This is a genomic window from Flexivirga caeni, from assembly GCF_003724155.1.
Classification (GTDB): domain Bacteria; phylum Actinomycetota; class Actinomycetes; order Actinomycetales; family Dermatophilaceae; genus Flexivirga; species Flexivirga caeni.
On the sequence record NZ_RJJQ01000016.1, the window covers coordinates 49,964 to 76,038 of the forward strand.

The window sequence follows — 26,075 nt, forward strand, 5'->3', positions numbered from 1 at the left end:
CACTTCGGCGGCCACCGAAGTTTCACCACACCAGCCTTGCCGGTATGGCGAGCGAGCAAAGGATCAGCAAGAGACGTGGACTGCGTGGGGCAACTGTCACGACGCCGCTCTTCGAGACGAATCGGCGAAGTGCCCTGATCATCCTGTGCGCCGCGATGTTCCTGGTGCTTCTCGACGTATCCATTGTTAACGTCGCGTTGCCCAGCATCGCCCGCAACCTCGGCGGTGGCACTTCCGGCGCGCAGGCGGTGATTGACAGCTACACGGTGCCACTGGCCGCCTTCTTGCTGACCGCCGGGGCGATGGCCGACCGGTGGGGTGCCCGGCGGACGTTCGCGGCGGGCCTGTTGGGGTTCGGGCTGGGTTCGATCTGTTGTGCCGCTGCCCCGGACCTTCCGGTGCTCATGGCTGGCCGCATCGCGCAGGGGGCCGGCGCCGCAGGGATGTTGCCCGCCAGCCTCGCGCTGATCGCAGTCATCTGGGACGAGCCGGGCCGGCGTGCTCGCGCGATCGGCGTGTGGTCGGGCATCTCTGGGTCCGCCGTGGCCATCGGCCCGCTCGTCGGCGGCGCGTTGGTCGAGGCCGGTGGCTGGCGCTGGATCTTCGTGGTCAATCTGCCGGTGGTCGCGGCGGCGCTCGCAGCTGCCTGGCTGCTACCTGCCGGCACCAGATGCGCTCGCGCGATCGACTGGTTCGGTGCAGCGGCGTCGACATTGTGTCTGGGGTGCCTGATCGCCGGGGTCATCGAACTCGGCGAGCACGGTGCCGGTGCGCTGGCACTGGCACTCCTCGCCGGCGCGGCGGTATGCGGGATAGTGTTCGTCGCCGAGCAGCGCCGTGTTCCGGAGCCGATGGTGCCACGCGAATTGTGGCGCAACGCAGCATTGCTGCGCTCGTGCGGCGGCTCGCTCGGGATGAACCTGGTGGGCAACGGAACACTGCTCGTGCTGGCCTTCCTCTTCCAAGTGGTGCAGCACCGCGGCGCGCTCGCAGCCGGCCTGGCGACCCTGCCCGTGTTCGCGCCGTTGACCCTGGTGCCACTCGTGGGCAGCAGCATTCTGTCGCGGATGCGTCCGCCCGTGCTGATCCGTCGCGGTTTCGCAGCTGGCGTCGTAGGCCAGCTGGCGCTGGTCGCTGCGGTGCTGCGGGCCCCTCACTCAGCCGTCGCAGTCGTGCCCGGCATGGTGCTCAGCGGCTGCGCGCTCGGAGCGCTGGTCACTCCGCTCGTCGCGTCGGCTGTCGCGGCTGCGCCGTCGTACGGCGGTCTGATCGGTGGTCTCAACAACGCGGCGCGCCAGACGGGCACGTCGGTGGGAGTGGCCCTGTTCGGTGCGGTCACCGGCACCGCGAGCGCGCCATCCGCGACGGGGCGTATGGCGGGATGCTTCCTGCTTGGCGCCGGGATCTGGCTGGTCTCCGGGATCTTTGCGGGACGTTCGCCGCGCGACGGGTAACCGAGCACGCGTCGCGCGGCGTGCAGTTTCGATTCGAGCCTGTCGGACGGCGCCCGTAGACTGAGACCACGATGACGAGCGACGACCATGATCCCCAGCCCGGCGTGAGCGTCCCGGGCGACTTCCGGGCCGAGCACACCGTCGAGATCCCGCCGGACATCGCGATGGTGAGCCTGCTGGGTCCGCGCGATGAGTTGCTGCGCACGATGGAGCGCGCGTTTCCGCGGCTGACGATGCACGTGCGAGGCAACGTCTTCCACCTGGCCGGCCCGCCGGCCGACATGGCGCTGGTCGAGGAACTCATCGACGAGTTGCTGGTCGTGCTCGACGCCGGCCAGCCGCTCAACCGCGACGCTGTCGAGCGCTCGATCGGCATGCTGCGTGCGCGCACCCGCGAACGCCCGGCCGACGTGCTGACGATGAACATCGTCAGCAACCGTGGCCGCACCATCCGGCCCAAGACCGTGGGGCAGAAGGAATACGTCGACGCCATCGACGACCACACGGTGGTCTTCGGCATCGGCCCGGCGGGCACCGGCAAGACCTACCTCGCCATGGCCAAGGCGGTGGCCGCGTTGCAGGCGAAGCAGGTCAACCGGATCATCCTGACCCGGCCGGCCGTCGAAGCGGGGGAGCGCCTCGGCTTCCTGCCCGGCACCCTCAACGACAAGATCGACCCCTACCTGCGACCGCTCTACGACGCGCTCCATGACATGGTCGACCCCGACTCCATCCCGCGCTTGATGGCGGCCGGCACCATCGAGGTCGCGCCGCTGGCCTTCATGCGTGGCCGGACCCTGAACTCCTCGTTCATCATCCTCGACGAGGCGCAGAACACCTCGGCCGAGCAGATGAAGATGTTTCTGACCCGGCTCGGGTTCGGCTCCAAGATGGTCGTGACCGGCGATGTCACCCAGGTCGATCTGCCCGGCGGCACCCAGTCCGGCCTGCGTGTCGTCCAGGACATCCTGGCCGACATCGACGACATCCACTTCTCCCGGCTGACCGCGCAGGACGTAGTGCGGCACCGGCTGGTGAGCGAGATCGTCGAGGCGTATGACGAGTTCGACGCGCGCGGCAAGACCGCCCGCCCGGCCAGCGTCCGGGGCGGCGGGAACGCACGATGAGCGAGCAACCAAGATGAGCATCGATCTGCTCAACGAGACGGACTACGAGGTCGACCTGCCCGAGCTGCGCGACTGCGCGGCGCACGTCCTGAGCGAGCTCAACGTGCACCCGGAAGTCGAGCTCTACATCGGCATCATCGACGAGTCGGCCATGGAGTTGCTGCACAAGCAGTGGATGGACCTGCCCGGCCCCACCGATGTCATGAGCTTCCCGATGGACGAGCTGCGTCCCGGCAAGGAGGGCGACGATCCCGTCGAGGGTGTCCTCGGCGACATCGTGCTGTGTCCGACGGTCGCCGCCGCGCAGGCCGAGCAGGCGGGTCACACCACCGCCGAGGAGCTCCTGCTGCTCACCGTGCATGGCCTGCTGCACCTGCTCGGTTTCGATCACGCCGAACCCGGCGAGCGCCGCGAGATGTTCTCCTTGCAGCGCACCTTGTTGTTGACTTTCCTGGCCGGTCGCCAGCGGCAGGGTGAGGACGTGCGCATCATTCCGCCCACGGGCGAGTGACCCGATGATCGCTCTGCTCGTCGCTGCGCTGCTCTCGGTAGTGCTCGGCTTTGCGTTCGCGGCGATCGATTCCGCGCTCAGCCGGGTCGGACGTCATACCGCCGACGACCTGGTCGAGTCAGGCCGCCGCGGGGCACTGCCGTTGCAGCGTCTCGTGGCCGACAGCTCGTCGGTCGCCATGGTGCTCGCCTTCCTGCGCGTCGCGGCCGAGGCAACTGCTGCGGTGCTGGTCACCCTTGCCGTGCGGGAAGCGGCTCACGACTTCTGGGTCGCGTTGCTGGTCGCGATCGTGGTCATGGCGATCGTTTCGTTCGTGCTGGTCGGTGTCTCACCACGCACGCTCGGTCGGCAGCACGCCATAGCGGTCGCGCTCGGCGCGGCACCGGTCGTGCTGTGGCTGCACCGCCTCCTCGGGCCGATCGCACGCGGCCTGGTCGCCGTCGGCAATGCGGTCACTCCCGGGCGCGGTTATCGCGACGGGCCGTTCGACACCGAGGAGGAGTTGCGCGAATACGTCGATCTGGCAACGGATTCGGAGCTGATCGAAGACGACGAGCGCAAGATGATCCAGTCCGTTTTCGAGCTGGACGAGACGGTCGTGCGCGAACTGATGGTGCCCCGGCCCGACATGATCACGATTGACGTGAGCAAGACCCTCGGGCAGGCCATGCGCCTGTTCATGCGGTCCGGGTTCTCCCGCGTACCCGTGGTCGACGGCAGCGCCGACGCCGTCGACGGAGTGCTCTACTTCAAGGACGTGGCCGCGCGTGTCTTCCGCCGCGACGAATTGCTCGATCAGCAGGTCACCGAGGTGATGCGCGACGTCACGTTCGTCCCCGACAGCAAGCCGGCGGACGACCTCCTGCGCGAGATGCAGCTGGCACGAAGGCATTTCGCGATCGTCATCGACGAGTATGGCGGCACCGCCGGCCTGGTCACGCTCGAAGACATCATCGAAGAGGTTGTCGGCGAGATCGACGACGAATTCGACCGGGTGACACCCGGACCCGAAGAGTTGCCGGCGGGCGCCGTCCGGGTGCCGGCCCGTATGGCGGTCGACGATCTCGCCGAATACTTCGACGTCACCATCGACGAGGACGACGTCGACACCGTCGGCGGCCTGCTCGCCAAACTGGTCGGCCGGGTGCCGATCCCGGGCGCGACCGCCGACATCGCCGGGCTGCGGCTGACCGCGGAAAGACTGGCCGGCCGGCGGCACCAGATCGCGACCGTGCTCGTGGAGCCGGTGCCGAGCGCACCCGCGGAGGAGGACACGGCAGACCCCGGCGGCACCGGCGTGGGGGCGGATGAGAAGCAGGCCCCCGGCATACAGCAGGATGGGCGCAAGCCGGCAAAGGATGTAGTGCAATGAGCGACCACGAAGAATCGTCCAGCAAGCCTTACCGCGCTGGGTTCGCCTGTCTCGTCGGACGACCCAATGCGGGCAAGTCGACACTGACGAATGCCCTTGTGGGGCAAAAGGTTGCGATCACGTCGAGCAAACCGCAAACGACCCGTCACACGATTCGCGGCATCGCCACGACCGACGAGGCGCAGCTCATCCTGGTGGACACACCTGGCCTGCACAAGCCACGCACGTTGCTCGGGCAACGGCTCAACGATGTGGTGCGAGAGACGCTGCTCGACGTCGACGTCATCGGTTTCTGCCTGCCTTGTGATCAGCGGATCGGACCTGGCGACCAGTTCATCGCGGCCGAGCTCGCGGAGCTGCGGCGTGGCCGTAAGCGGCCGGTGGTCGCGCTCGCGACCAAGTCGGACACCGTCGACCGGGAGCGGCTCGCCCAGCACTTGATCGCGATCGAGCGGCTCGGCGAGTGGCAGGAGATTGTGCCGTGCTCGGCCACCAGCGGCACCCAGGTCGACACGGTCCTCGATGTGCTGATGAAGTACCTGCCCGAGTCGCCCAAGCTCTACCCGGACGGTGTGCTCACCGACGAGCCGGACGACGTGATGGTCGCCGAGCTGGTGCGGGAAGCCGCGCTCGAGGGCGTGCGCGACGAGCTGCCGCACAGCATCGCGGTGGTTGTCGAGGAGATGCTGCCCCGCGAGGGCCGGCCCGCAGACCGGCCGCTGATGGACGTGCGGGTCAACATCTTCGTCGAGCGCTCCAGTCAGAAGGCGATCATCATCGGCCGTGGCGGTTCACGGTTGCGTGACGTGGGCACTCGTGCCCGGCAGGCGATCGAGGAGCTGCTCGGCCAGCGGGTCTTCCTCGACCTGCACGTGAAGATCGCCAAGGACTGGCAGCGTGATCCCAACCAGCTGTCCAAGCTGGGGTTCTAGGAGGGGTCGAACATGACGCGTGATCGGGAAAATCTTGCGTGGGCCGAGTTCGGGGACACGCTGCGCTTGCCGGTTGACCCGGACAACGACTACATCCATGGAATCCCCTGGGATACGGCCCGATTCGACGCGTCTCACCCGCTCCTGGACATCGGGTCCGGCAGCGGGTTGACGACGATCACTCTGGCAGAGCGCTTTCCCGACGCCGAGATCATCTCGGTCGAGCCCGACCCGCCGATGCGCTCGTTGCTGATGCTGCGCGTCGCCGAGCGTGACGACGTTCGGGCGCGCACGACAGTGCTGCCGGAGTCGATCGTGGACACCTGGCTGCCCGAACGATGTGGTGGGGCGCTACTTCTGAACGTGATCTACTTCCTCGGCGGTCGTGATCGCGAGGAGTTCTGGGCACGGATGGCGCGGGCGTTGGTGCCGGGGGCGCCCATCCTGATGAGTCGATCGTACGGGGGAGTACCTTCCGAGCCTGTCGAACAGAAGCTGGTGACGTCTGCCCGGATGGGTCGGCACGAGTATCAGCGCTGGTTCGAGTCGAAGCCGGTGCGCGGCGGCCGGGTGGAGATCACCAACACCTACCGCGTGCTGCGTGATGGCGAACAGGTGCGTGAGGTGGTCACGACAGTTGCGCCTGTCGGCATGGATGAGGAGGATGTGCTCGCGGAGATCCCGATCGGTCAGTTCGGCATCGAGGAGCTCGACGATCGCTACTTCGCGATCCGCCGGCTGACCGACATACGTCGCTGAACGCATCAGCCTTCGACGCGCAGCGCGACAACAGGTGGCGTGGCGATCGCTCGCCGGGCCGGCGGCTGCGACGCGAGGAGTATGACGGCCAGCGCCGCCAGCACGATGGCGACCAGCACCAGCCAGGGCAGACCCCAGACGAAGCCGCGGGTTTCGGCCCCCACCAGCGCCTGCGCACCGGCCGATCCGTAGCAGATGCCCACCACGATCCCGGCTGCCGTCGCCGCAGCGGACATCGCCACCGACTCCTTGGTGATCATCGAGCGGACCTGTGCGCCGGTGAAACCCAGTGCCCGGAGCAGCCCGAGCTCGCGGCGTCGCTGGATCACCGTCAGGGACATGGTGCTGACGAACCCGACGGCGGCGATCAGTGACGAGACGACGCCGACGGTGACGGTGATCGTTGTCGCGACCGTGAGCACCTGGTGCGCCTCGTGTCGTTGCGCTGCCGACGTGAACCGCCATGAGGCGACCGCGGTCTGCAGGGCGGAGTCGCCGGACGCGACGGTGACCACGAGCGCGACACCGACGAACAGACCGAGGGTGGAACGCGTCGTGCGGGCTGGGTCAGCAACGGCGTTACGTCGCGCGATCCGGCTCGGGCCGTCGCTGCCGGTGAGCCGACCGAGCAGGTTGACGACGGCCGGCAGCACGAAACGGGCGCCCGACAGCAGCCCGGTCGAGGTTACGCAGGCCGCGAGAAAGGCGACGAAAAAGCCTCCGGGGCCACCGTTTTCGCCCATCACCATGGCCAGCGCGAACAGTGCCGCACCGACGACGACCAGTGTCATCGAGAAGACGACGCGCACCCGACCAAGGGGACTGCCGACGCCGCGCGCCCCGCTGGACCCGGCGAGCGCGTCGGCGGGTGAGACCTCCAGCACCCGGCGCGAACCGGCCCAGCCGGCAACCGCCGCAACAGCGGTGATGGCGAGCGCGGCGATCGGCGATCCCCAGGAGAACCACGGGTAGCGGACGTCGGGCAGGTGGCTCTGGTGCACCAGGATCAGGCGCACCGCGTCGACCGCGATGGTTGCCACGACGACTCCGATGACACTGCCCAGCAGGCAGATCCGAGCACTGCTGGCCGCGATGGAGCGGCGCAGGTCGGTGCTCTTGGCGCCGAGCAGGCGCAGGGTTGCGATCTGCTGGAGTCGCCCGGCGACCACGGTGGCGACGCCGGAGGAGATCACGACCGCGGCGACATACAGCGCCATCCCGATGAAGACGGTGGCGACGATGTCGAGGAATGCGCTGGCGGAGCCGCCGCTGTGCTTGCCCAGGGTCGACAGGAGGGTGCTGCAGCTGAGCAGGGCTCCGGCATATGCCCCGGACAGGCCTGCGACCACCGCGATGGTGGTGAGCTCGCGCGGCGACCCGAGGACGAGGTTGCGTCTCATGCGCACCCCTCCTTCGTCGGTGTGTGCATGAGCCCTGTGCCTATTGGGCACTCGCTGCGCTCGCTGATCATGCCGGCACCCCCTCGGCAGTGAGGAGCAGCTGCGAGATCTGCTGCGGTGACATCCTGCCGTGGTCGGCGACGACGCGGCCGTCGGCCAGCACGAGCACTCGGTCGGCGAATGAGGCGGCGATCGGATCGTGACTGACCATGGCGATCGTCTGCCCGTATTCCGTCGCGGCAGAACGCATCAGCTGTAGCACCTCGCTCGATGACCGGGTGTCCAGGTTGCCGGTCGGTTCGTCCGCGAAGATGATCGCCGGCCGGGACGCGAGAGCGCGCGCGATCGCCACGCGCTGCTGCTGACCACCGGACAGCTCGGCCGGTTTGTGGTCGACCCGGGCGGCCAGCCCGAGCACGTGCACCAGGTGGTCGATCCAGGTCCGCTGCTGCGGTGTGACCGATCGACCGGCCAGTTCGAACGGAAGCAAGACGTTTTCGGCGACTGTCAGCGTCGGCACCAGATTGAACGACTGGAAGACGAATCCGACGTGCTGGCGGCGAAGGATGGTGCGCGCGGTGTCGTCCATCGCGTGCAGTGGCTGTCCGGCGAGGAAGACGCCGCCCGTTGTGACGTCGTCCAGCCCGGCCGCGACATTCATGAAGGTCGACTTGCCGGAGCCGGACGGTCCCATGATCGCGGTGAATTCGCCGCGCCGGATGTCGACGCTGACGTCCCGCAGCGCGTGCACAACGGTCGCTTCAGTGCCGTAGCTCTTGCCGACTTCGCGGAACGCGACCACGGCGGCTTCGTCGTTGGGTGTGGTGAACATGCGACCAGCCTCGCGGGCCGGGCGGCGCTGCACATCCGGCGAGTGGATCAATCCGCCTACGTCCGAGGTTGTATGGCGCAGCGGGCGCCATACAACCTCCGGCGGCTCAGAGCAGGCCGTGCTCGTAGCAGTAGACCACCAGCTGCACGCGGTCCCGCAGCTGCAGTTTCGCGAGCACGCGCGACATGTGAGTCTTCACCGTTGCTTCGGAAAGGTATTCGGCAGAAGCAATTTCGGCGTTCGACATACCCTTGGCGGCGCGCAGCATGATTTCCCGCTCGCGTTCGGTCAGCCGGTCGTACTCCTTGCCCGGGGTTCGCGACTGTTCGGCGCGGAAGCGTTCGAAGAGCGACTTGGTCGCGGTCGCCGCGACGACCTGGCTGCCGGATGCGATGGCCCGGATGGCGCCGAGCAGAAACTCGGGCTCGGCGTCCTTGAGCAGGAAGCCGCTGGCACCCGCCTCGATCGCGTCCGCGACTGCCGCATCGAGGTCAAAAGTGGTCAGCACCAGCACTTTCGGCGCCCGCTCACCGAAGTGCTCACCGATGGTGCGCGTCGCGGTCACCCCGTCGACGTGCGGCATCCGGACGTCCATCAGCACCACGTCGGGGGAGGTGCGCGTGACCAGGTCGACGGCGTCCGAGCCGTCGGCCGCCTGACCGACCACAAGCAGGTCGGGCTGGCTGCCGATGACCAGTGCGAGACCGCTGCGGAAGAGCGCCTGGTCGTCGATCATGGCGACTCGGGTGGGTTTCTCGGTCACGAGCGCGTGGATTCCTTTGCCATTTCGACAGTTTCACATGCCTGACCGGCCCTTGCCGGTCCGGGGACGCGTGCTTCGACCACCCAGTTGGCGCCGCATGCCGCAGCGTCGAGGTGCCCGCCCGCGATCGTGGCGCGTTCCATCATGCCGATGACGCCGTGTCCGGTGCCCTCGCCGCGTTCGCCGATCGTGTTGGCAACCTGCAGCCGGTAGCCATCCGTCCAGTCCTGGGTGACCAGGACCGGACGGCTCAGGTCGCCGTGCTTGAGGGCGTTGGTGAGCGCCTCGCTCAGCAGCCGGTATGCCGTCAGCGCGAGCAGCCCCGAGGAATCAGGCGTGCCGTAGCTCTCGCAGCGAAGATCCATCCCGGTCAACCGCATTCGGTCCATCAGGCGGTCTTGTTGCGCGTGTCCGGGTGTCGCCCGGTCGGCGTCGGAGTCGCGCAGCTCGGCAAGGATGGTGCGCAGATCCGCGATCGTCGAGCGCGCCGTCTCGGCGATGACGTCGAGTGCCTGCGCTGTCGCGTCCGGGTCGGCCCGGAGGGCATATCGGGCGCCGTCGGCTTGTGCTGCCACGACCGCCCAGGAGTGGGCGACGATGTCGTGCATGTCGGCGGCGACACGGCTGCGTTGTAGTTCGTGTTCGTAGCTTTCGGCGAGGCGCTGGCGCTCGATCCGGTCGAGTTGCGCGTCGACCGATGCCTGGATGGACCGTCGCCGCTGCAGCCGCAGGTAGCCACCGATCCAGCCGCCGCCGCAGACGAGAGCTGCCATCGCGGTGATCGCGACGGCGTCGGCGATCCGGCCACTGGCGGTGCCGTCGATCCGCACAGCCAGCGTGACCCAGACCAGCAGCACCGTGAGCCCGGCCCCGGCCGCGACCAGCCCGAAGATGCGCACCGCCCGGCGCGGATGAGCGCCGAGGACGAAGAAGAGCGCGGCATACGCCAGGTCGGCGAACGCAGGGGTGAGGAACCACTCGGGGTGCGCGAACTGGAGTATGGCGGCAGCGAGCCCGAGAGCAACCGTCGCCGGCAGGCTGAGGCGTCGTACGGCCAGGGCCGCGCCCAGCAGCAGAACGACGATGACGTGCCCGACCCCGATGAGACTGTAGAGCCCGCCGAACAGCAGCGCGAATGCCGCCGCGCAGCCGAGGTCGAAGACCAGCTGCCGGCGAGTCGGCCGGCCGCCGTGCTCCCAGATCTGTGGCATCTCACCAGTGTGACGGAGTGCGTGCCGTCGGACATCGTCCGCAGGTTGTATGGCGCCGGCCGGATAGCTCTTCGCGTGCAGATGACGCTGTGTCTCGGGTCCGTGCTGGTGCGGTTCGGCCACTTAATTCGGTTGCCGATATCAGTGGCCGACGCGACTGTCGTGGGCATGGCTGGAGATCCGGTGCTCTATTTCAATGATGTTGCGGATCGGTATGACGAGGCAGCGCCATTCTTTGCGTCGTTCGCTCGCGAGACGGCAACGGCGCTCGGCATCGGTCGATTCGCTGAGGTGCTGGACGTTGGCGCCGGGCGTGGAGCACTCGCCAAGGAGGCGCTGACGCACGGCTGTACCGAGGTGATCGCCGTGGACGCCGCCCCACGCATGATGCAGCTGTTGGCGCGGGAGCGGACCCGGATCGGAACCGCTGTCATGGACGCTCAACGGCTTGCGTTTCGGGACTTGGCTTTCGACGCGGTGGTTTCGGCGTTCGTCATACATATCGTGCCCGATCCGCAACAGGTGATGCGGGAGATGGTCCGCGTCGTGCGCAGCAGTGGCCTCGTGGCCGTCGTCGTGCCGGGGCGCGCGGACGACTTACCCGACCCGTGGGACGACCCGATTCGCCCGATTGTCAACGACTTTCGCCGTCACTTCGCTGATGGGCATGGCCGTCACGCCGGCGGGAACTACGCCGATGAAGAGGCTCTGCTGCTAGAAGCGGGACTGCGGGATGTTCAGGGGGTGACGGTCGAGGTGCGCCTGCCAGTGAGCAACGGTGAGCACTACTGGCAGTGGCTGACCAGTCACGGCGCCGGAGCATTCACGCAGGGACTGCCTGGCACTGCCCGGTCAGAGTTCCGACGCCGGGTGACTGCCGCGGTCGACGAGCGCCCGGGGTTTTGCATCCGACGCAGCGCGGCGGTCTGGTGTGGCCGTCGCCACGGCCGGTGATGACACCCCGTCGCGGCTCTGGCCAGGTGCAGAACGGCCGAGGCTGGACCCTGGTGGCTCGTGGCGCCACAATGGCGCCATGCCCAGCATTCAGATCAAGAACGTCTCCGACGAGGCGCACGCCGTGCTGCGGTCGCGCGCCGCAGCGGCGCACCAGTCCCTGCAGGAGTACTTGCGTACGCGCCTGGAGGAGGAGGCACGAACGCCGAGCCTCGACGAGATCCTCGACCGGGCAGCGGCCCGGGCCGGCAGCGGTGGGAGCGTTCGCATGGCGGAGGCAGTGGCGATCTTGCGCGAAGAACGTGATCGTCGTTGATGCCAGCGTCGTGGTAGCGACGCTCGTCGGCGAGGTCACGGAGGTGGCGACCGCTACCCAGCGACTTCGCGGCGAGGAGCTCGCTGACCCCGAGCTGGTCGATATCGAAGTGATGTCAGTGCTGCGCCGGAAGGTGGGCGCGGGCGAGTTGACGCCGGCCAAGGCGCGCTTGGCCCTGAACGATCTGCGGCTGATGCCCATGCGACGGTATCCGAATGCGGCCCTGCTCGATCGATGCTGGGAGCTGCGCGACAACCTGTCGTCGTACGACGCGGTGTATGTTGCGCTTGCGGAAGCACTCGCTGCGACGCTGGTGACGGCGGACAAGCGCCTGGCGAACGCGCCGGGCCCGCAGTGCGCGATCGAAGTCTTGCAGGTGTGATCGCCGTGGCTCAGGGGGCGCGAAAGACCGTGTCCATGTGCCAGTGACTGCGTCGCGGTCCGGCCGGTCCGGGCGACGATCCGGCAGCGTGATCGGCTCACCCGTGCGGTCGTAGAAATCCTTGCCGCTGCCCCAGTCTCGACGGAGCGCCGGACTGACGGGTAGCCGGAATGTGTCGTCGATGCCGAGGTAGCCTCGTCGTCGAAGAGGGTGTGCACATCCGAGCGCAGGAGCAGCCCGTTATCGACGCGATGTTCACCAGAGCACTCCCGACGTAACTCCAGTCGGGATCCTTCTCGTCATACCCCTTCCACGGACCCCGTCGACGCTCCACCTGTGGTGGGCCGACGCCCGCTGATTGCGGCGCGACGCAGGTTCGAACCGACTGACTTGCGCTACCGCTCGTATGGCGAGCCGTCCGTCTCACGGACCGGGTGACGGGTCGTCCCGCGGCGGGTCGCCGAGCGATCGTGCGCCGTCCGCCATCGGCATTGGCTGTCGTGGCCGTTCGGGCTCGGGTGGGCGTGGGTAGAACCGCACGAGAGACAAGTGGAGTTTCTCGTTCACTGGCCCGGCATACCGCGTGCGCCGCTGACCGTCGTCTCGCGGAGAAGGCAACGCATCTGGTCTGAAGTGGGGTCGCAGTCTGCTGCCGTCGCGTGCGGTGAAGATGATGCCGTCCGGTCTGCTGGGGTCGCCGACCATGACGAAGGTGCCGCGGTGGTGCTCGTCGTGATGGAACGGGCACAGCATGACCATCCGGTCGGCATCGGTCTGTCCGCCGTCGATCCAGTGGTCGAGGTGATGGCATTCCAGGTGGTGCATTGCCAGGCAGCCCGGATAGCGGCATCCGCGGTCGCGGTCTTCGAGTAGGCGACGGGTCCGGGCCGGAACGATGCGTTGAGCGCGACCGACACTGACCGGTTTGCCGTCGGTCTCCCATACCGGCTGTATGACGCCATCGCAGACAATCCGGTCGCGCAGCGCCGGCGGAATCGCGGATCGCTTGTTGAGCCAGCTGTTGCCGGAGGTGTCCAGGTGCAGGTAGACGCGGTAGCGGCTGGCACGGGAGTGGCCGATGGGTGCGCCCGTGTCCAGCGAGCGCTGCGCCATCAGACCCATTGCCGCGCCGAATGAGGCGGCGCCGCGATTTCGGCTCGCTTCACCGGGCGTGTCGATACGGAAGAGTTCGTCCTTGGCTTCCAGCAGCGCCTGCTCGACGAGCGCACCGATGTCGGCCGGCGCGTCATAGGACAGCACGAATCGTCCAGCGGCATAACGCATGTCAAGCCGGGGCGGCGCAGTCGCCGGGTCGAACGGTGCCGGGGCGCTGTCGATGACGGCATCGGATGCGGAGTCGACGTGCTCGGCATGGTCCGCGGCGTCGCCGGGAAGTAGCGCGCTTTCCGTGCCGGATGCGGCTGCCGCCGCGGAGTCCGCGTTGAACTCGTAGCGGCACAAGGCCCGGCGCAACTGGGTGACCGTTGTGTAGGAGGCGAACTCGGCCACATCTGCGTCGAAATCGGTGGGAGTGTATTTCGCGACCACCGCTGCCTGTCCAAGGCTGAGGGTGCCGTCGTCCAGCAGCCGCTGCATATTGGGCAACTCGACCGAGCGCTCGGCGATGCGGACGATGTCGTGGGCGGACGACCAGGTCAGCCCGGCGTATGCCGTCAGCCACTGCTCCGGCGACTTCAAGCCGACACCGCACCAGAGTTCATCCGCCAGCACCCGGCGCATCAGCGCAATGAGCCGGGCATGGCCGTCGTTCAGCTGACCGCCGATGACTGCCAGCTCATCTCGCGCGCTCGCCATGGCGGCGTTGCGCGCCGGCTCGTGCGGCGAGTCGGTGACGGTGCCGCCACTGAGCGGTTTCGTCGGACATGTTTCGATCATGCGTCTAGTCAAACACCGAGCACCGACAGCCCTCCGCGGTCCGTCGCGCGATGTATGGCGGCCCCGCATCGGCAACTGCGCCGAGTGGGCACTTGCTGGTGGGTGGGCGCGGGTCCTCGCCAGCAAGCGCGCCGGGTGGACACTTACTGACGGGTAGGCATCTGTCCGAATGCCGGACGCCCCGCCCGGCCCGTGGACAGCGCTCAGATGGTGCCGTATGGTGCAGGACGTGCGCTCGGCATACTCGCTTCTCCTTCGGTGCCGCGACGGGGCCTGACCTTCGGCCTTCCTCGTCGCGGAGGTTCTGCTGCCCGGGCCGAAGCCCAGCACCCACCGAAAGACGAGCCCCACCATGAAGCACCCTCAGCTGCCGACGTCGATGCCGGTCGGCAAGTACGTGCCCTTCCACGAACAGATCAAGGTCGACCTGCCCGACCGGCAGTGGCCCGGCAAGATCATCACCAAGGCACCTCGCTGGTGCGCTGTCGACCTGCGCGACGGCAACCAGGCGCTGATCGACCCGATGAACTCCGAGCGCAAGATGCGGATGTTCGACCTGTTGGTCCGGATGGGCTACAAGGAGATCGAGGTCGGTTTTCCGAGCGCCAGCCAGACGGACTACGACTTCGTCCGGGAACTGATCGAGGGCGGACACATACCCGACGACGTGACGATCCAGGTGCTGACCCAGTGCCGCGACCAGCTGATCGAGCGGACCTTCGACGCGATCCGGGGCGCGAAGCAAGTCATCCTGCACTTCTACAACTCCACCAGCATCCTGCAGCGCCGGGTGGTCTTCGGGCTGGGCGAGGACGGCATCGTCGACATCGCCACCCAGGCGGCGCGACTGGCCAAGAAGCTGGAGGAAACGGTCCCCGAGACCGACCTCTACTACGAATACTCGCCCGAGTCCTACACCGGCACCGAGCTGGAGTTCGCGGCCCGGATCTGCAACGAGGTCATCGAGATCATCGACCCGACGCCGGACCACCAGATGATCGTCAACCTGCCCGCCACCGTCGAGATGGCAACCCCGAACGTCTACGCCGACTCGATCGAGTGGATGTCGGCCCACCTGGACCGGCGCGAGTCGGTGCTGCTGAGCCTGCACCCGCACAACGACCGCGGAACCGGTGTCGCCGCAGCGGAACTCGGCTACCAGGCCGGTGCCGACCGCATCGAGGGCTGCCTCTTCGGCAACGGCGAGCGCACCGGCAACGTCGACCTGGTCACCCTGGGGCTGAACCTGTTCAGCCAGGGCATCGACCCGCAGATCGACTTCTCCGATATCGACCACATCCGGCGCACCGTCGAGCACTGCAACCAGTTGCCGGTCCACGAGCGGCACCCGTATGGCGGGGACCTGGTCTTCACCGCCTTCTCGGGCTCGCACCAGGACGCGATCAACAAGGGCTTCGCCGACATGGCTCGTCAGGAGGCGGAGACCGGCAAGTCCATCAATGAGCTCGTCTGGGGCGTGCCCTACCTGCCGATCGACCCGCACGACGTCGGGCGCTCTTACGAAGCGGTGGTGCGCGTCAACAGCCAGTCCGGCAAGGGCGGCGTTGCCTACCTGCTCAAGGCCGAACATCAGCTGGACCTGCCGCGCCGGCTGCAGATCGAGTTCAGCGGCGTGGTGCAGCAGCGCACGGACACCGTGGGCGGCGAGGTCACCCCGGACCAGTTGTGGGATGCGTTCCAGGACGAATACCTGCCCAGCACCGGCGAAGGTGAGGCCGCCTGGGGGCGCTTCCGGCCGATCACGCACAGCCTGCAGAGCGGCGAGGACGGCCGGGACCACATCGTTGCGACGATGTCCGACCACGGCGAACAGATCACGGTCGAGGGCGACGGCAACGGCCCGATCGACGCCTTCACCAACGCGCTGGCATCGATAGGTGTCGACGTGCGAGTGCTGGACTACGCCGAGCACACGTTGTCGACCGGTGGTGACGCGCGCGCAGCGGCATACCTTGAGTGCGCCATCGGCGACCGGGTCATCTGGGGTGTCGGCATCCACAGCTCGATCGTGAAGGCTTCGCTGACCGCCATCCTTTCGGCAGTCAACCGCGCCGAGCGGGATGCCGAGGCCGACTCCGAAGTCTGATCCGGAGATGGCGCTAGACAGATCGCGCGCCATATCGCGCGATCTGTCTAGCGGAAGCTTCGAGCAGTCCGATGGCGCGTGCCACGAATTCCGCTGCCGCACTGTCCGCCGGACCGAGTGGCTGGCCGGCGAGCTGCGCCGATTTTGCTTGGGAAACAAGCGGATTCGGTCCAAATCGACTTACCCACCAGTCGGCACCGTCGATCTTCGACAGCAGGCGTCCCCCGGAAGCGAATGCAACTGCACGGCACGCGTTGAGCACCGCGTAGCGCTGATCGGCATACTGCAGACCCCACCTCAATTCGCCGACGAAGTAGCCGACGAGCGCGTGCGGGGACACGGCGCCAAAGATGTCCTGCGGCGGCGGTCCGAACAACGCGATGGCCGATTGACGGCATACGGCGTAGTGGGCGGCGAGATCGGGGTCGCCTTCGCCGGTGTCCTCCGACATCCTCGCCGGGCCGGCGATGTGCAGCCGGAACGGGTATGGCGCAAGTGGTGTCGCCGCCGCAGCCCGCGACACGATGGACAACTCCAGCGCACTCGGCGTCGCGCACGCCAATAAAACGGGTGCGACACCGGTGACAGAGCCGTCCGCGACCACCAGGATGTCCAGGTCCGATGACCGCGTGAAACCGCCCAGCGCAGCCGAACCGTGCAGGTACACGCCCACCAGGTCGTGCACGTTCGCGACACAAGCGTCGGCCACCCGGACGGCCTGCTCGCTCCAGAACGGTCGGGCCACGCCTTCCATCGCTACTTCACACCCTCACGGAGGAGCACGTCGTCCATCGCGGCCAACGCCTGCGCATCGCCGCTCCGTGCCAGGGTGCCCGCCGTGGGGCGGTTCCAGAGCCACAGATCGAGGTCGGCGGCCGTGCCGGAGATCGTGGCCGCGGGGATGGCATCGGGAGCCGGGCGGAAGTTGGGGTCATCGATGCGCTCGCCGGATTCGGGCAGCGTCGCGGTCTCGCGGCCCAGCTGAAGCATCCAGCGACGGCCGGCGTCGGTCGCGACCAGCTCGATCACGCTGCCCGCGGCTGCAGCGAACGTCAGCAGGGGGTGCTCCCGGCCGTACATCACCGCCACGATCTCATCCACGCCATCCGCCGCCAGGGTCGGATCGATCCCGGAAACCGTTGCGCCGGAGGTGAGTTCGGCATCCACCCGATGGATCAACGCCTCGTGTGCCTGCCGGCGGGCGATGTAGCCGGCCGTGTGCAGCGCAGCATCGGCGGTCCACATCCAGCGAGTTTCGTCGCTCGCGGTGTCCCGCAGTGCAGCGGTCAGCTCGCGCTGTGCGTCGTCGAATGCGCGCAGCAGCGCGTCGTGGCCATCGGGCCGCTCGGGGTGCTCCAGCGACTCCGGGTCTGCGACGTTCTGGGACACGATCGTGCCCCAGAACCACTGCACTTCGGTGAGATGCCAGAGCAGGTCGTCGGCTGTCCAGTCCGGACACGTGGGCACGGCTGTGTCGGGGTCGGCGCCCGTGAGGACGTCGCGGAAACGGGTGGACTCGTCGCGGATGGTGGCCAGGAAGTCGGGTGTCGCCATACCGACGGACAGTACGGCGCAGGACCGACGGCGGGCCACCAGAAAAGCTTCCGGTCGACTTTGCGCCATGTGCAATATGCTCCGCCGTATGACGCACCCAGGGGATCCGGCGAATCAGCCTCAGCAACCGACCGGCACACCGCTGCCGGGCCAGTGGCAAGGAGCTCCCGGCCAGTGGCAGGGGGCACCGCCGCCGCAGCAACCGCGAGGCGGCGCCGGTGGACTGCTGCTGCTGACCTTGCAGGGCAGTCCGCTGACCGCCAGCATGCTGACACCGAAGGTGTTCATCGACGGCTTCCCGGTAGGTGCGGCATACGGGCTCAACACGATTCCCGTGCCGCCCGGTCGCCATACGGTCAGGGCCGAGGCGACCTGGATCGTGAAATACGGCCAGGCGTCATACGACTTCGACGCTCAGCCCGGGCAGCAGGTGGAAGTGTTCTACGCCTCGCCGATGATCCAGTTCATGAAGGGCCGGATGGGTCCGGTCAAGCAGAAGCGGCCGGGCGTCTGGCTGTTGGTAGTCATCCTCGTGATCGTGGTCGTGATTGTCGTCGTGTCCTGACAACTCAGCGCAACGGCGCGGCCATCGCGGCATAGAGGATTCTCGACACGCCGCCCACGGTGTCGCGGCCGTAATAGAAACCGCGTGGTGCCCGGCTCAGGATGACGGCGTTGTAGTTGTGCCCGTGACCGCCGATGTGGCCGAGCGAGTTGAGCCGGTAGCCGCCGGGGCGCGGACCCCAGCCATTTTTGGTGTTCCAGGCATTGCTGGTCGGCAGCGGCGGCGTGCAGACGCCCCATCGTTGTGCCGGAATCACCTGGGCCATCAGGCTTTTCAGGTAGTCACGGTTGGCGACGGTGAGCACGGTCGTGCCCCATACGACACCGGTCATCAGCACGATCTGGTCTTGCGCCGTAGTCGTCGAATATCCTCACCAGCTGGTGGCGCCCGCTGTCGTGCCGCCCTGTATGACGGTGCTCTTCAAGCCGTAGAGCCCTGCGACCCGGCGGACGTTCGACACTCCGGCCCAGGTGAGCAGCGCATTGGTGGCGGTGTTGTCGCTCCGCGTGATCATCGCCTTTGCCTGCGCGCGCTGCGCGGTGGTGAGGTTGACCTTGCGCTCCTGACAGCGGCGCAGCACGGTCGCCAGGATCAAGACCTTGATGATGCTGAGCGTCTCATTGCGCCAAGTTCCCTGGTAGGTAAAGGTTTTGCCGTTCCGGCAGTCGTAGAGCGCGACGCTGAAAGTTCCACCCCTGGTGCGCTGGTAGGCCTTCAGCCGGGCGGTCAGTTGTGCTGCGGTGAGACTCGCGGCGTGCGCTGGCGCGGGCACCAGCAGGGTCGCTCCCACAGTGGATATGCCGCCGGCGAGGACCAGGCGACGGGTCAGCGTCGGCGTGCGGCTGCCGGGCTGTGCGGTCATGTCGGGGCCTCGCATCGAGTCGGGGAAATCTCAGCGAAAACGCAGCATATTGCCAGGTAGATCCGTGTGTCACACTCGCGTGATGATCGAGCCGGACACCCCGAGATTCGCGGATGTCGCGTTGCGGGAGGGATCGCTGGTGTTGCGCCCGCCGGTTGTGGCGGATGTGCCCGCCATCGTGCGGTCGTGCCGCGACGCGCTCACCCAGCGATGGCTTCCGCTGTCCGACCCGTATGACGAGTCCCATGCTCGCGAATTCGTCACCTTGGGTGCGGAAACGACCTGGCGCAGCGGTGATGGTGTGGTCCGCGCGATCGAGCACGACGGTGCGTTCGCCGGGATGATCGACCTGAAGAAGACGTCGTGGCGTGGCCGGACCACCGAGATCGGCTACTGGGTGGCGCCGGAGCACCGAGGGCGTGGTTTGGCCGCGAGGGCGGCGCGGCTGCTGGGCGACTGGGCGCTCCGCGACCAGGGGATGGAGCGTGTCGAGATCCGTGCAGCCACAGGCAATCTCGGCTCTCAGCGAGCGGCGCTCGCCGCGGGATATCGCGAGGAGGGCGTGCTGCGTTCGGCTGGTTTCGTGCACGGCGGACGCGTCGATCTGGTGGTCTTCGGGAAGGTCCGCGCCGACCTCTGACGGCGCGGGGCCGGCGATTCACCGCACGTCATACGGCCGGAACTGGATGCTGATGCGCGGTCCGACCGGCTTGCTGGTCTTCGGAATGGCGTGCTCCCATGTTCGCTGCGCCGAACCGCCCATGACGACCAGGTCGCCGTGCCCGAGGGTATGGCGCACGGACGCGCCGCCGCCCACCGGCCGCATCGCGAAGGTGCGCGGATGACCGATCGAGACGATGGCGATCATGGTGTCCTGCGTGCTTGACCGGCCGATGCGGTCGCCGTGCCACGCCACGGAGTCGCGCCCGTCGCGATAGAGGCACATGCCCGCGGTCGTGAAGGGCTCGCCGAGCTCGTCCGCGTAGTGTGCGGAAAGCGCCGAACGTGCTTGGGTCAGAACGGGATCGGGCAGCGTCTCGTGCTGGTGATAGAAGCGCAGCAACCGCGGGGTTGCGACCTCCCGGTCATACATCTGGCGCCGTTCCGCCCGCCAGCCGACGCCCGCGCTGCCGCCCTGAGTGAGCCGGGCGAACAACTCGTCGGCGCCGGTGAGCCAGCCGGGCCGCAGGTCGAGCCACGCGCCGCGGGTGAGGGGGATCCGCCGGATTGCGCCGTCCAGGGGGCGCAGCCCGATCTCGTCGACCTGGTCGAGCAACGAACCCTGCAGAGCCATGTTCATCTGCTCAGGGTAGGCACCGATCGAACGTATGTCTAGTTCTCGCCCGCTTCCAATGCAGCGCGGGCGGCGTGGTATCCGCCGAGCCCGCTCACGCCGCCACCGCGACGAGAACCCGCTCCTGCCAACAGGATCCGGCCCTCGCGGGTGGCCACACCCCAGCGCTGCGCCGGAGTGTCCAGCGGTTCGTCGTCCGATGCCCATGGCCAGGAAAGGGGTCCGTGGAAGATGTTGCCTCCCGGCATCCACAGCGCGTCCTGCAGATCACGTGTCGTCTTGGTCTCCACGCACAGCGCACCCGTCGGATCGGTCAGCACGACGTCGTCGATCGGCTCGGCGAGCACGCTGGACAGTGAATCCAGCACAGACCGCTGCAATTTCGCGCGTTCCTCATCGCCGCCCTGGATCAACCGGTCCGGTGTCTGCAGCGAGAAGACCGTGAGCGTCTGCGCGCCGGACTCCCGCAACTGGGGTGACAGGATCGTCGGATCGGTCAGCGAGTGGCAGTAGATCTCGGCCGGCATCGGCGACGGGATGGTCCCGGAAACCGCCTGCTGGTAAGCGGTTTCGAGCCCTGAGTAGGTCTCGTTGATGTGGAACGTGCCACCGAACGCAGCCGCAGGATCGATGCGTTGCTCACGCAACGCCGGCAGCCGCCGCAGCAGCAGGTTGACCTTGACCTGAGCGCCTTCGGCCGGCCCTGGGGCGCTGCCCAGCAGCCGGTCGAGCACGGCGGGGGCTGCCGCCCAGAGCACCTGGCCCGCGTCCGCGACAACCTCGTCGTCGTGGTCTCGCCAGTGCACCGTGCCGTCATCGACGCTGGTGACCTCGCACCCGGTGCGTAGCTCGGCGCCGGCGTCGCGTGCCGCCTGCTCGAGCGCACCGGACACCGCACCCATGCCGCCGACCGGCACGTCCCAGTCGCCGGTGCCGCCACCGATCACGTGATAGAGGAAACAGATGTTCTGCTGCAGATCGGTGCCGTGTGCCTGCGCGAAGGTCGAGATGAGCCCGTCGGTCAGGATCACGCCGCGCACCAGGTCATCGTGCACGCTCGACTCGATCACTTCGCCGAGCGGCCGGTCGAGGAAGTCGTGCACGATCGATGCGTCGCCGAGCGTCTCGGCAATCGCCGAACGGCGTTGCAGCGGAGCGGTCACCGTCGGCCAGAGCACCTGCGCCATACGGGCAGCACGTGCGTAGAACGTGTCCCACCCAGCCACGTCGGAGCCTGCGCCGATCGATTCGAACGATGCCTGCGTGGCAGCGACGTCGCCGTGGTCGACCAGCAGCCCTCGGTCGCCATCCGGCACCGGTGTGTATGACGCAAAACGCCTGCGCTTCAAGGTGATCCGCAGGCCGAGGTCATCGATGATCTGCTGCGGGAGCAGGCTGACGAGGTAGGAGTAGCGGGACAGCCGCGCTCCGGTGCCGGGAAATGCCTCGGCCGACACGGACGCACCGCCGAGATGGTCCTGGCGCTCCAGCAGCAGCACGGACTTGCCCGCACGAGCGAGATAGGCGGCGGCGGTCAGGCCGTTGTGACCGCCGCCGACGATGATGGCGTCATACCGAGAGCGAGACATGGCGCAAGGGTATGACGCGGGCCCGCGTGCCTGCGCGAGGTTCTCGGCGCTGTCGGCGACAATGGATCGGTCATGGCCACTTATCGCGACGTCGGCATCGTGCTGCGCACCCACAAGCTGGGGGAGACGGACCGCATCGTCACCATGCTCACCCGCGGGCGGGGCGAAGTGCGCGCGGTGGCCAAGGGAGTGCGCCGGACCAAGTCGAAGTTCGGCGCTCGCCTGGAGCCGGGAATGATCGTCGATCTGCAGTGTTACGAGGGCCGTTCGCTCGACACAGTCACTCAGGCCGAGATCATCGCACCGTATGGCGAGCGCCTCACCCGTGACTATGCCGCCTTCACCGCGGCGACGGCCATGCTGGAGACCGCCGAGCGGCTGATCGAGGAGCGGGAGGCTGCGCCGCAGCAGTTCAACCTCCTGGCCGGTGGCCTGGCGTCTCTGGCGCATCGCGAGCACGAGCCGGGTCTGGTGCTCGACTCCTACTTGCTGCGTGCTGTCGCCATTGCGGGCTGGGCGCCCAGCTTCGCCGACTGTGCCGGCTGTGGCGCGCCCGGGCCGCACCGCGGGTTCAACCTGGCGTCCGGCGGTGCGGTCTGTTCCGCCTGCCGGATGCCGGGCAGTTCCGCGCCCGACCCGGACACCTTCGTGCTGCTCGCGGCCCTGCTGACCGCGGACTGGGCGGTCGCGGACGGCAGCGCGGCGGCCTCCCGCAAGGAGGCGAGTGGCCTGGTCGCGGCATACGTCCAGTGGCACCTGGAGCGCGGTGTGCGATCGTTGCGTCTCGTGGATCGCACCAGCCCCGTCGGATCGACCCGATGAGCACACTGCCCTTCCCGCACCCGAGCGGTGCGCGCCCGCCCGCCATACCCGGGCGGCTGGTGCCCGAGCACATCGCGCTGGTCATGGACGGCAACGGCCGGTGGGCCAACCAGCGCGGGCTGCCCCGCACCAAGGGACACGAGGCCGGCGAGGCGCAGCTGATCGACGTGATCGCCGGCTGCATCGAGGCGGGCGTGAAAAACCTGTCGGCATACATGTTCTCGACCGAGAACTGGCGCCGGTCGCCCGACGAGGTGCGCTTCCTGATGGGCTTCAACCGCGACGTCATCCGCCGCCGTGTGGATCTGCTGCACTCCTGGGGGGTGCGCTGCCGCTGGTCGGGGCAGCGACCCCGGTTGTGGCGTTCGGTGCTGAAGGAGTTGCAGCGCGCGGAGGAGATCACCGCCGGAAACACGGTGATGACCCTGCAGATGTGCGTCAACTACGGTGGCCGGGCCGAGATCGCCGACGCCACCCGGCGGATTGCCGAACAGGTGCAGGCCGGCAAGCTCAAACCGTCGGCGATCAGCGAGAAGACCATCGCCCGCAACCTGACCTGGCCCGACATGCCGGATGTCGATCTGTTCGTGCGGTCCTCCGGAGAGCAGCGCACCAGCAACTTCATGCTGTGGCAGTCGGCGTATGCCGAGCTGGTCTTCCTCGACACGCTCTGGCCGGACTTCGACCGGCTGGACCTGTGGCGCGCCATCCAGATCTACGCGGAGCGGGACCGCCGTTTCGGCGGCGCGGTCGACGCCGCGAAGGCCTGACCCCGCCCGATCAGCCCTTGGCGGTGCAGTCGGCGCAGGTGCCGAAGATCTCCACGGTGTGCTCGACGTCGGTGAAGCCGTGTTCGGTGCTGACCGCCGCGGCCCAGCGTTCGACCTGCGGACCCTCGACCTCAACGGCGCGCCCACAGGAGCGGCAGACGAGGTGGTGGTGGTGCCCGGTGCTGCAGCGCCGGTAGATCGCCTCGCCGTCGGGGGCGCGCAGCACGTCCACCTCACCCTCGGACGCCATGTTTTGCAGGATCCGGTAAACCGTTGCCAGGCCTACGGATTCTCCGGCCGTCTTGAGGGCAGCGTGCAGTTCCTGGGCCGAGACGAAGTCGGTCTGGTCACGCAGTTGCTCGGCGACGGCAACCTGCTGCCGGGTGGTACGGCGGGCAATGGGCTGCTTGGCGGACATGGCCTCTCACATCCCGGCACTGACGACGGCCAGAGCGACAGCGAGCAGGAGCACCGCGCCGCGCATCATCCGCTCGATGGGCGCGATGCGGGGCCAGGCGAGATAGAGCAGCCAGGCCACCAGCAGCCCGCACAGGCCGAAGCACACCGTGCCGACGACGCCGCGGAAGACGGCGCCGACGACCAGCAACAGCAGCACGATCAGGACGGGCAACGCCCGCGGTGCGGTGGCGATGCGCCGCAACAACGGGTCGCTGGCGTGCTCGACGCGCACGCGAAGTGGTGACGAGGCGACGGACGGGCGAGAAGGAGCAGACATCACCACCAGGATATCTGCTGCCCGGGACGATCCATGACCGATGTCATGGGCACGACATGACCCACAACATGACCGCGGAGGCCGCGGATCCGGCAGAGTCGTCGGCATGATGAAGACAGATGCGCAGAACCAGCTGGACAAGCAGGCCCTGCAAACCGCGCCGGCGATCGAACTCGTCGGCCTGGAGAAGCATTTCGGCTCGGTGCAGGCGGTCCGCGGACTGGACCTGACCGTGCAGCAGGGCGAGATCGTCGCCTTCCTCGGGCCGAACGGCGCGGGCAAGACCTCCACCATCGACATGATGCTGGGCTTGTCGATGCCCAATGCAGGCACCGCACGGGTCTTCGGCATGTCGCCGCGGGACGCGATCGGCCGCGGCCTGGTTGCCGCCGTCATGCAGACCGGCGGCCTTCTCAAGGATCTGACGGTCCGGGAGACGGTCGACCTGACCTCGAGCCTCTTCGTGCAGACCCGCTCGGTCGAGGAGTGCCTGGAGCGTGCCGGCATCGCCGATATCGCGGACCGGAAGGTGCAGAAGTGCTCCGGTGGGCAGCAGCAGCGGCTGCGCTTCGCCATGGCGCTGGTCTCCGACCCGGCGCTGGTCATCCTCGACGAACCGACCACCGGGATGGACGTCACCGGCCGCCGGGACTTCTGGGGTGCGATCCGGCAGGACGCGCAACGTGGCCGCACGGTCTTGTTCGCGACCCACTACCTGGAGGAGGCCGACCAGTATGCCGACCGGATCGTTCTGCTCCGCAAAGGGGAGATCGTCGCCGACGGCACCGGCGCGCACATCAAGTCGATGGCCACGGGCCGCACGGTCCGCGCGACCATCACCGGCTTGAGCGACCGCGAGCTGGCCGCCATACCCGGCGTGGATTCGGTCGAACTCCAAGGAGATTCGGTGTCGCTGCACTCCAAGGACAGCGACGCGGTCGCCCGCTACCTCTTCGCCAACACCAACGCCCGCGACGTCGAGATCACCGCACGTGGTCTCGAAGACGCATTTATCGCCCTCACCAGCGACGAGCAGCAAGGAGCCTGACGATGACTGATGTCACTGCACCGAGAGCACTACCCGTCGACGAGCGGATCGACCTGGAGCGCCGGGTGCCCGGCCGAGGCGGATTCAACGGCCGGCTGCTGCGGATCGAACTGCTGCGGGTGTTGCGCAACAAGCGCACGCTGATCTTCACCATGCTGCTGCCGGTCGTTTTCTACGTGGCGTTCGGGGTTCCGCAGTCCGGCCGGTGGCCGGGCACCAACTTCAACCCCAAGTCCTACGAGATGATCAGCTTCGCCCTGTACGGCGCGCTCGCCGCATCCTGCGCGATCGGCGCCAGCGTTGCGGTCGAACGGGCACAGGGCTGGAGCCGACAGCTGCGGCTGACACCGCTGACCGGTCCGGCATACATCGGCGTGAAGGTGCTCACCGCCCTGATCGCCGCCGCGCTGCCGGTGCTGGTCGTCTTCGTGATCGGCGCGAGCACCGGAGCGTCCATGTCCACCGGTGCGTGGCCGCTGACCTTCGTGCTGAGCTGGCTTGCCGGTGGGCTGTTTGCGTCGCTCGGACTCTTCGTCGGCTATCTGGTGCCGTCGGAGAACGCCATGCAGATCCTTGGGCCGGGTATCTCTCTGCTGGCCTTTGCCGGTGGAATCTTCTACCCGCTGGCGGTGATGAGCCACACGATGCAGAATGTTGCGTCGTTCACACCGATGTGGGGCCTGTCGCAGATCGCGCGCTACCCGCTGCTCGGGGGATCTTTCAACGTCATGTGGCTGGTCAGCGGGGTCGTCTGGATCGGCCTCTTCGCGGCCGGTGCGGTATGGCGTTTCCGCAGCGACACCAGCCGCGTCTGAGCCG

The 26,075-nt window shown here is 67.8% G+C and carries 29 protein-coding genes and 1 pseudogene; 16 read left to right on the plus strand and 14 right to left on the minus strand.

Going from position 1 to position 26,075, the window contains the following annotated elements; all coding sequences use genetic code 11:
* Nucleotides 1-44 precede the first annotated feature (44 nt).
* The 6 genes from EFY87_RS14485 (at nt 45) to EFY87_RS14510 (ending at nt 6,155) form a co-directional block, all read left to right on the plus strand.
* Nucleotides 45-1,454, plus strand: coding sequence for an MFS transporter (locus EFY87_RS14485; protein ID WP_123272199.1), 1,410 nt, complete (start codon nt 45-47; stop codon nt 1,452-1,454).
* 71 nt (nt 1,455-1,525) lie between these two features.
* Entirely contained in the window at nt 1,526-2,581 is a 1,056-nt protein-coding gene (locus EFY87_RS14490; RefSeq protein WP_123272200.1) for a PhoH family protein, read from the plus strand.
* A 13-nt stretch (nt 2,582-2,594) separates the two neighbouring features.
* Entirely contained in the window at nt 2,595-3,092 is a 498-nt protein-coding gene (gene ybeY, locus EFY87_RS14495; RefSeq protein WP_123272201.1) for an rRNA maturation RNase YbeY, read from the plus strand.
* Nucleotides 3,093-3,096: 4 nt separating this feature from the next.
* A complete protein-coding gene (locus tag EFY87_RS14500) occupies nt 3,097-4,464 on the plus strand; it encodes a hemolysin family protein (RefSeq protein ID WP_123272202.1) in 1,368 nt (455 codons plus the stop codon).
* On the plus strand, nt 4,461-5,396 hold the full coding sequence (gene era / locus EFY87_RS14505; RefSeq protein WP_123272203.1) for a GTPase Era: 936 nt from the start codon (nt 4,461-4,463) through the stop codon (nt 5,394-5,396). Before EFY87_RS14500 ends, era begins: the two co-directional genes overlap by 4 nt.
* A gap of 12 nt (nt 5,397-5,408) precedes the next feature.
* Complete coding sequence (locus EFY87_RS14510; RefSeq protein ID WP_123272204.1) at nt 5,409-6,155, plus strand: class I SAM-dependent methyltransferase; 747 nt, start codon at nt 5,409-5,411, stop codon at nt 6,153-6,155.
* A gap of 5 nt (nt 6,156-6,160) precedes the next feature.
* Here the strand turns inward: EFY87_RS14510 and EFY87_RS14515 are convergent, their stop codons facing one another.
* From EFY87_RS14515 to EFY87_RS14530, 4 genes are all read right to left on the minus strand, one after another.
* The gene (locus EFY87_RS14515) at nt 6,161-7,555 is read right to left on the minus strand and encodes an ABC transporter permease (protein ID WP_123272205.1); all 1,395 of its coding nucleotides are present in this window, start codon (nt 7,553-7,555) and stop codon (nt 6,161-6,163) included.
* Between the two features lie 67 nt (nt 7,556-7,622).
* On the minus strand, nt 7,623-8,387 hold the full coding sequence (locus EFY87_RS14520) for an ABC transporter ATP-binding protein (protein WP_123272279.1): 765 nt from the start codon (nt 8,385-8,387) through the stop codon (nt 7,623-7,625).
* Between the two features lie 106 nt (nt 8,388-8,493).
* Entirely contained in the window at nt 8,494-9,150 is a 657-nt protein-coding gene (locus tag EFY87_RS14525) for a response regulator (protein ID WP_245988656.1), read from the minus strand.
* Nucleotides 9,147-10,361 (minus strand): sensor histidine kinase, encoded by a 1,215-nt coding sequence (locus EFY87_RS14530; RefSeq protein WP_158607655.1) that lies wholly within the window; start codon nt 10,359-10,361, stop codon nt 9,147-9,149. The genes EFY87_RS14525 and EFY87_RS14530 overlap by 4 nt, the downstream gene beginning before the upstream one ends.
* A 21-nt stretch (nt 10,362-10,382) precedes the next feature.
* Here EFY87_RS14530 and EFY87_RS14535 point away from each other — a divergent pair, with 21 nt between their 5' ends.
* The 3 genes from EFY87_RS14535 (at nt 10,383) to EFY87_RS14545 (ending at nt 12,013) form a co-directional block, all read left to right on the plus strand.
* Nucleotides 10,383-11,315, plus strand: a complete 933-nt coding sequence (locus tag EFY87_RS14535; RefSeq protein WP_158607656.1) for a class I SAM-dependent methyltransferase — start codon at nt 10,383-10,385, stop codon at nt 11,313-11,315.
* Between the two features lie 79 nt (nt 11,316-11,394).
* Nucleotides 11,395-11,631: a FitA-like ribbon-helix-helix domain-containing protein gene (locus tag EFY87_RS14540; protein ID WP_123272281.1), complete on the plus strand. Its 237-nt coding sequence runs from the start codon at nt 11,395-11,397 to the stop codon at nt 11,629-11,631.
* Nucleotides 11,618-12,013 (plus strand): type II toxin-antitoxin system VapC family toxin, encoded by a 396-nt coding sequence (locus EFY87_RS14545; protein WP_123272208.1) that lies wholly within the window; start codon nt 11,618-11,620, stop codon nt 12,011-12,013. Before EFY87_RS14540 ends, EFY87_RS14545 begins: the two co-directional genes overlap by 14 nt.
* Nucleotides 12,014-12,213: 200 nt before the next feature.
* Here EFY87_RS14545 and EFY87_RS21390 read toward each other — a convergent pair.
* Together EFY87_RS21390 and EFY87_RS14550 are read right to left on the minus strand one after the other, a co-directional pair.
* Nucleotides 12,214-12,297 (minus strand): annotated as a pseudogene (locus tag EFY87_RS21390) (HNH endonuclease); the annotation flags it as partial.
* Between the two features lie 139 nt (nt 12,298-12,436).
* Nucleotides 12,437-13,909, minus strand: a complete 1,473-nt coding sequence (locus EFY87_RS14550) for an HNH endonuclease signature motif containing protein (protein ID WP_158607657.1) — start codon at nt 13,907-13,909, stop codon at nt 12,437-12,439.
* A 352-nt stretch (nt 13,910-14,261) separates the two neighbouring features.
* Between EFY87_RS14550 and leuA the strand changes: the two genes are divergently transcribed.
* A complete protein-coding gene (leuA, locus tag EFY87_RS14555; RefSeq protein WP_123272210.1) occupies nt 14,262-16,016 on the plus strand; it encodes a 2-isopropylmalate synthase in 1,755 nt (584 codons plus the stop codon).
* A gap of 13 nt (nt 16,017-16,029) precedes the next feature.
* Here leuA and EFY87_RS14560 read toward each other — a convergent pair whose 3' ends face one another.
* Nucleotides 16,030-16,770 (minus strand): nucleotidyltransferase domain-containing protein, encoded by a 741-nt coding sequence (locus tag EFY87_RS14560; protein WP_123272211.1) that lies wholly within the window; start codon nt 16,768-16,770, stop codon nt 16,030-16,032.
* 2 nt (nt 16,771-16,772) lie between these two features.
* A complete protein-coding gene (locus tag EFY87_RS14565) occupies nt 16,773-17,570 on the minus strand; it encodes a maleylpyruvate isomerase N-terminal domain-containing protein (RefSeq protein WP_158607658.1) in 798 nt (265 codons plus the stop codon).
* 88 nt (nt 17,571-17,658) lie between these two features.
* Between EFY87_RS14565 and EFY87_RS14570 the strand changes: the two genes are divergently transcribed.
* The gene (locus EFY87_RS14570) at nt 17,659-18,135 is read left to right on the plus strand and encodes a hypothetical protein (protein WP_123272213.1); all 477 of its coding nucleotides are present in this window, start codon (nt 17,659-17,661) and stop codon (nt 18,133-18,135) included.
* Nucleotides 18,136-18,139: 4 nt separating this feature from the next.
* Here EFY87_RS14570 and EFY87_RS14575 read toward each other — a convergent pair whose 3' ends face one another.
* Together EFY87_RS14575 and EFY87_RS14580 are read right to left on the minus strand one after the other, a co-directional pair.
* The gene (locus EFY87_RS14575) at nt 18,140-18,466 is read right to left on the minus strand and encodes a hypothetical protein (RefSeq protein ID WP_148043355.1); all 327 of its coding nucleotides are present in this window, start codon (nt 18,464-18,466) and stop codon (nt 18,140-18,142) included.
* 39 nt (nt 18,467-18,505) lie between these two features.
* On the minus strand, nt 18,506-18,997 hold the full coding sequence (locus tag EFY87_RS14580; RefSeq protein ID WP_158607659.1) for a serine hydrolase: 492 nt from the start codon (nt 18,995-18,997) through the stop codon (nt 18,506-18,508).
* 82 nt (nt 18,998-19,079) lie between these two features.
* Between EFY87_RS14580 and EFY87_RS14585 the strand changes: the two genes are divergently transcribed.
* Entirely contained in the window at nt 19,080-19,637 is a 558-nt protein-coding gene (locus EFY87_RS14585; protein ID WP_158607660.1) for a GNAT family N-acetyltransferase, read from the plus strand.
* A gap of 18 nt (nt 19,638-19,655) precedes the next feature.
* On the opposite strand, the gene EFY87_RS14590 is transcribed toward EFY87_RS14585, so the two are convergent.
* Both EFY87_RS14590 and EFY87_RS14595 read right to left on the minus strand, forming a co-directional pair.
* Nucleotides 19,656-20,297: an alpha-ketoglutarate-dependent dioxygenase AlkB gene (locus EFY87_RS14590; protein WP_123272217.1), complete on the minus strand. Its 642-nt coding sequence runs from the start codon at nt 20,295-20,297 to the stop codon at nt 19,656-19,658.
* A gap of 32 nt (nt 20,298-20,329) precedes the next feature.
* Nucleotides 20,330-21,880, minus strand: coding sequence for a phytoene desaturase family protein (locus tag EFY87_RS14595; protein WP_123272218.1), 1,551 nt, complete (start codon nt 21,878-21,880; stop codon nt 20,330-20,332).
* Between the two features lie 72 nt (nt 21,881-21,952).
* Between EFY87_RS14595 and recO the strand changes: the two genes are divergently transcribed.
* Both recO and EFY87_RS14605 read left to right on the plus strand, forming a co-directional pair.
* A complete protein-coding gene (gene recO, locus EFY87_RS14600; protein WP_123272219.1) occupies nt 21,953-22,702 on the plus strand; it encodes a DNA repair protein RecO in 750 nt (249 codons plus the stop codon).
* Nucleotides 22,699-23,472 (plus strand): isoprenyl transferase, encoded by a 774-nt coding sequence (locus EFY87_RS14605; RefSeq protein WP_123272220.1) that lies wholly within the window; start codon nt 22,699-22,701, stop codon nt 23,470-23,472. The genes recO and EFY87_RS14605 overlap by 4 nt, the downstream gene beginning before the upstream one ends.
* Before the next feature lie 10 nt (nt 23,473-23,482).
* On the opposite strand, the gene EFY87_RS14610 is transcribed toward EFY87_RS14605, so the two are convergent.
* Both EFY87_RS14610 and EFY87_RS14615 read right to left on the minus strand, forming a co-directional pair.
* The gene (locus EFY87_RS14610) at nt 23,483-23,890 is read right to left on the minus strand and encodes a Fur family transcriptional regulator (protein WP_123272221.1); all 408 of its coding nucleotides are present in this window, start codon (nt 23,888-23,890) and stop codon (nt 23,483-23,485) included.
* A 6-nt stretch (nt 23,891-23,896) separates the two neighbouring features.
* Nucleotides 23,897-24,208 (minus strand): DUF6703 family protein, encoded by a 312-nt coding sequence (locus EFY87_RS14615; protein ID WP_148043357.1) that lies wholly within the window; start codon nt 24,206-24,208, stop codon nt 23,897-23,899.
* A 106-nt stretch (nt 24,209-24,314) separates the two neighbouring features.
* Between EFY87_RS14615 and EFY87_RS14620 the strand changes: the two genes are divergently transcribed.
* Both EFY87_RS14620 and EFY87_RS14625 read left to right on the plus strand, forming a co-directional pair.
* The gene (locus tag EFY87_RS14620) at nt 24,315-25,256 is read left to right on the plus strand and encodes an ABC transporter ATP-binding protein (RefSeq protein ID WP_245988657.1); all 942 of its coding nucleotides are present in this window, start codon (nt 24,315-24,317) and stop codon (nt 25,254-25,256) included.
* A gap of 2 nt (nt 25,257-25,258) precedes the next feature.
* On the plus strand, nt 25,259-26,071 hold the full coding sequence (locus EFY87_RS14625) for an ABC transporter permease (protein WP_123272223.1): 813 nt from the start codon (nt 25,259-25,261) through the stop codon (nt 26,069-26,071).
* The last annotated feature ends 4 nt before the right edge of the window (nt 26,072-26,075 follow it).

Bases quoted from the DNA above. Each gene is read 5' to 3' on its own strand.
- EFY87_RS14580 (WP_158607659.1), bottom strand. From the start codon at position 18,997: ATGACCGCACAGCCCGGCAGCCGCACGCCGACGCTGACCCGTCGCCTG.
- EFY87_RS14485 (WP_123272199.1), top strand. From the start codon at position 45: ATGGCGAGCGAGCAAAGGATCAGCAAGAGACGTGGACTGCGTGGGGCA.
- EFY87_RS14615 (WP_148043357.1), bottom strand. From the start codon at position 24,208: ATGTCTGCTCCTTCTCGCCCGTCCGTCGCCTCGTCACCACTTCGCGTG.
- leuA (WP_123272210.1), top strand. From the start codon at position 14,262: ATGAAGCACCCTCAGCTGCCGACGTCGATGCCGGTCGGCAAGTACGTG.
- era (WP_123272203.1), top strand. From the start codon at position 4,461: ATGAGCGACCACGAAGAATCGTCCAGCAAGCCTTACCGCGCTGGGTTC.
- EFY87_RS14620 (WP_245988657.1), top strand. From the start codon at position 24,315: ATGATGAAGACAGATGCGCAGAACCAGCTGGACAAGCAGGCCCTGCAA.
- EFY87_RS14575 (WP_148043355.1), bottom strand. From the start codon at position 18,466: ATGACCGGTGTCGTATGGGGCACGACCGTGCTCACCGTCGCCAACCGT.
- EFY87_RS14585 (WP_158607660.1), top strand. From the start codon at position 19,080: ATGATCGAGCCGGACACCCCGAGATTCGCGGATGTCGCGTTGCGGGAG.
- EFY87_RS14550 (WP_158607657.1), bottom strand. From the start codon at position 13,909: ATGATCGAAACATGTCCGACGAAACCGCTCAGTGGCGGCACCGTCACC.
- EFY87_RS14500 (WP_123272202.1), top strand. From the start codon at position 3,097: ATGATCGCTCTGCTCGTCGCTGCGCTGCTCTCGGTAGTGCTCGGCTTT.
- EFY87_RS14520 (WP_123272279.1), bottom strand. From the start codon at position 8,387: ATGTTCACCACACCCAACGACGAAGCCGCCGTGGTCGCGTTCCGCGAA.
- EFY87_RS14625 (WP_123272223.1), top strand. From the start codon at position 25,259: ATGACTGATGTCACTGCACCGAGAGCACTACCCGTCGACGAGCGGATC.
- EFY87_RS14490 (WP_123272200.1), top strand. From the start codon at position 1,526: ATGACGAGCGACGACCATGATCCCCAGCCCGGCGTGAGCGTCCCGGGC.
- EFY87_RS14595 (WP_123272218.1), bottom strand. From the start codon at position 21,880: ATGTCTCGCTCTCGGTATGACGCCATCATCGTCGGCGGCGGTCACAAC.
- EFY87_RS14590 (WP_123272217.1), bottom strand. From the start codon at position 20,297: ATGAACATGGCTCTGCAGGGTTCGTTGCTCGACCAGGTCGACGAGATC.
- EFY87_RS14540 (WP_123272281.1), top strand. From the start codon at position 11,395: ATGCCCAGCATTCAGATCAAGAACGTCTCCGACGAGGCGCACGCCGTG.
- EFY87_RS14570 (WP_123272213.1), top strand. From the start codon at position 17,659: ATGACGCACCCAGGGGATCCGGCGAATCAGCCTCAGCAACCGACCGGC.
- EFY87_RS14560 (WP_123272211.1), bottom strand. From the start codon at position 16,770: ATGGAAGGCGTGGCCCGACCGTTCTGGAGCGAGCAGGCCGTCCGGGTG.
- EFY87_RS14510 (WP_123272204.1), top strand. From the start codon at position 5,409: ATGACGCGTGATCGGGAAAATCTTGCGTGGGCCGAGTTCGGGGACACG.
- EFY87_RS14605 (WP_123272220.1), top strand. From the start codon at position 22,699: ATGAGCACACTGCCCTTCCCGCACCCGAGCGGTGCGCGCCCGCCCGCC.
- ybeY (WP_123272201.1), top strand. From the start codon at position 2,595: ATGAGCATCGATCTGCTCAACGAGACGGACTACGAGGTCGACCTGCCC.
- EFY87_RS14530 (WP_158607655.1), bottom strand. From the start codon at position 10,361: ATGCCACAGATCTGGGAGCACGGCGGCCGGCCGACTCGCCGGCAGCTG.
- EFY87_RS14610 (WP_123272221.1), bottom strand. From the start codon at position 23,890: ATGTCCGCCAAGCAGCCCATTGCCCGCCGTACCACCCGGCAGCAGGTT.
- EFY87_RS14565 (WP_158607658.1), bottom strand. From the start codon at position 17,570: ATGGCGACACCCGACTTCCTGGCCACCATCCGCGACGAGTCCACCCGT.
- EFY87_RS14515 (WP_123272205.1), bottom strand. From the start codon at position 7,555: ATGAGACGCAACCTCGTCCTCGGGTCGCCGCGCGAGCTCACCACCATC.
- recO (WP_123272219.1), top strand. From the start codon at position 21,953: ATGGCCACTTATCGCGACGTCGGCATCGTGCTGCGCACCCACAAGCTG.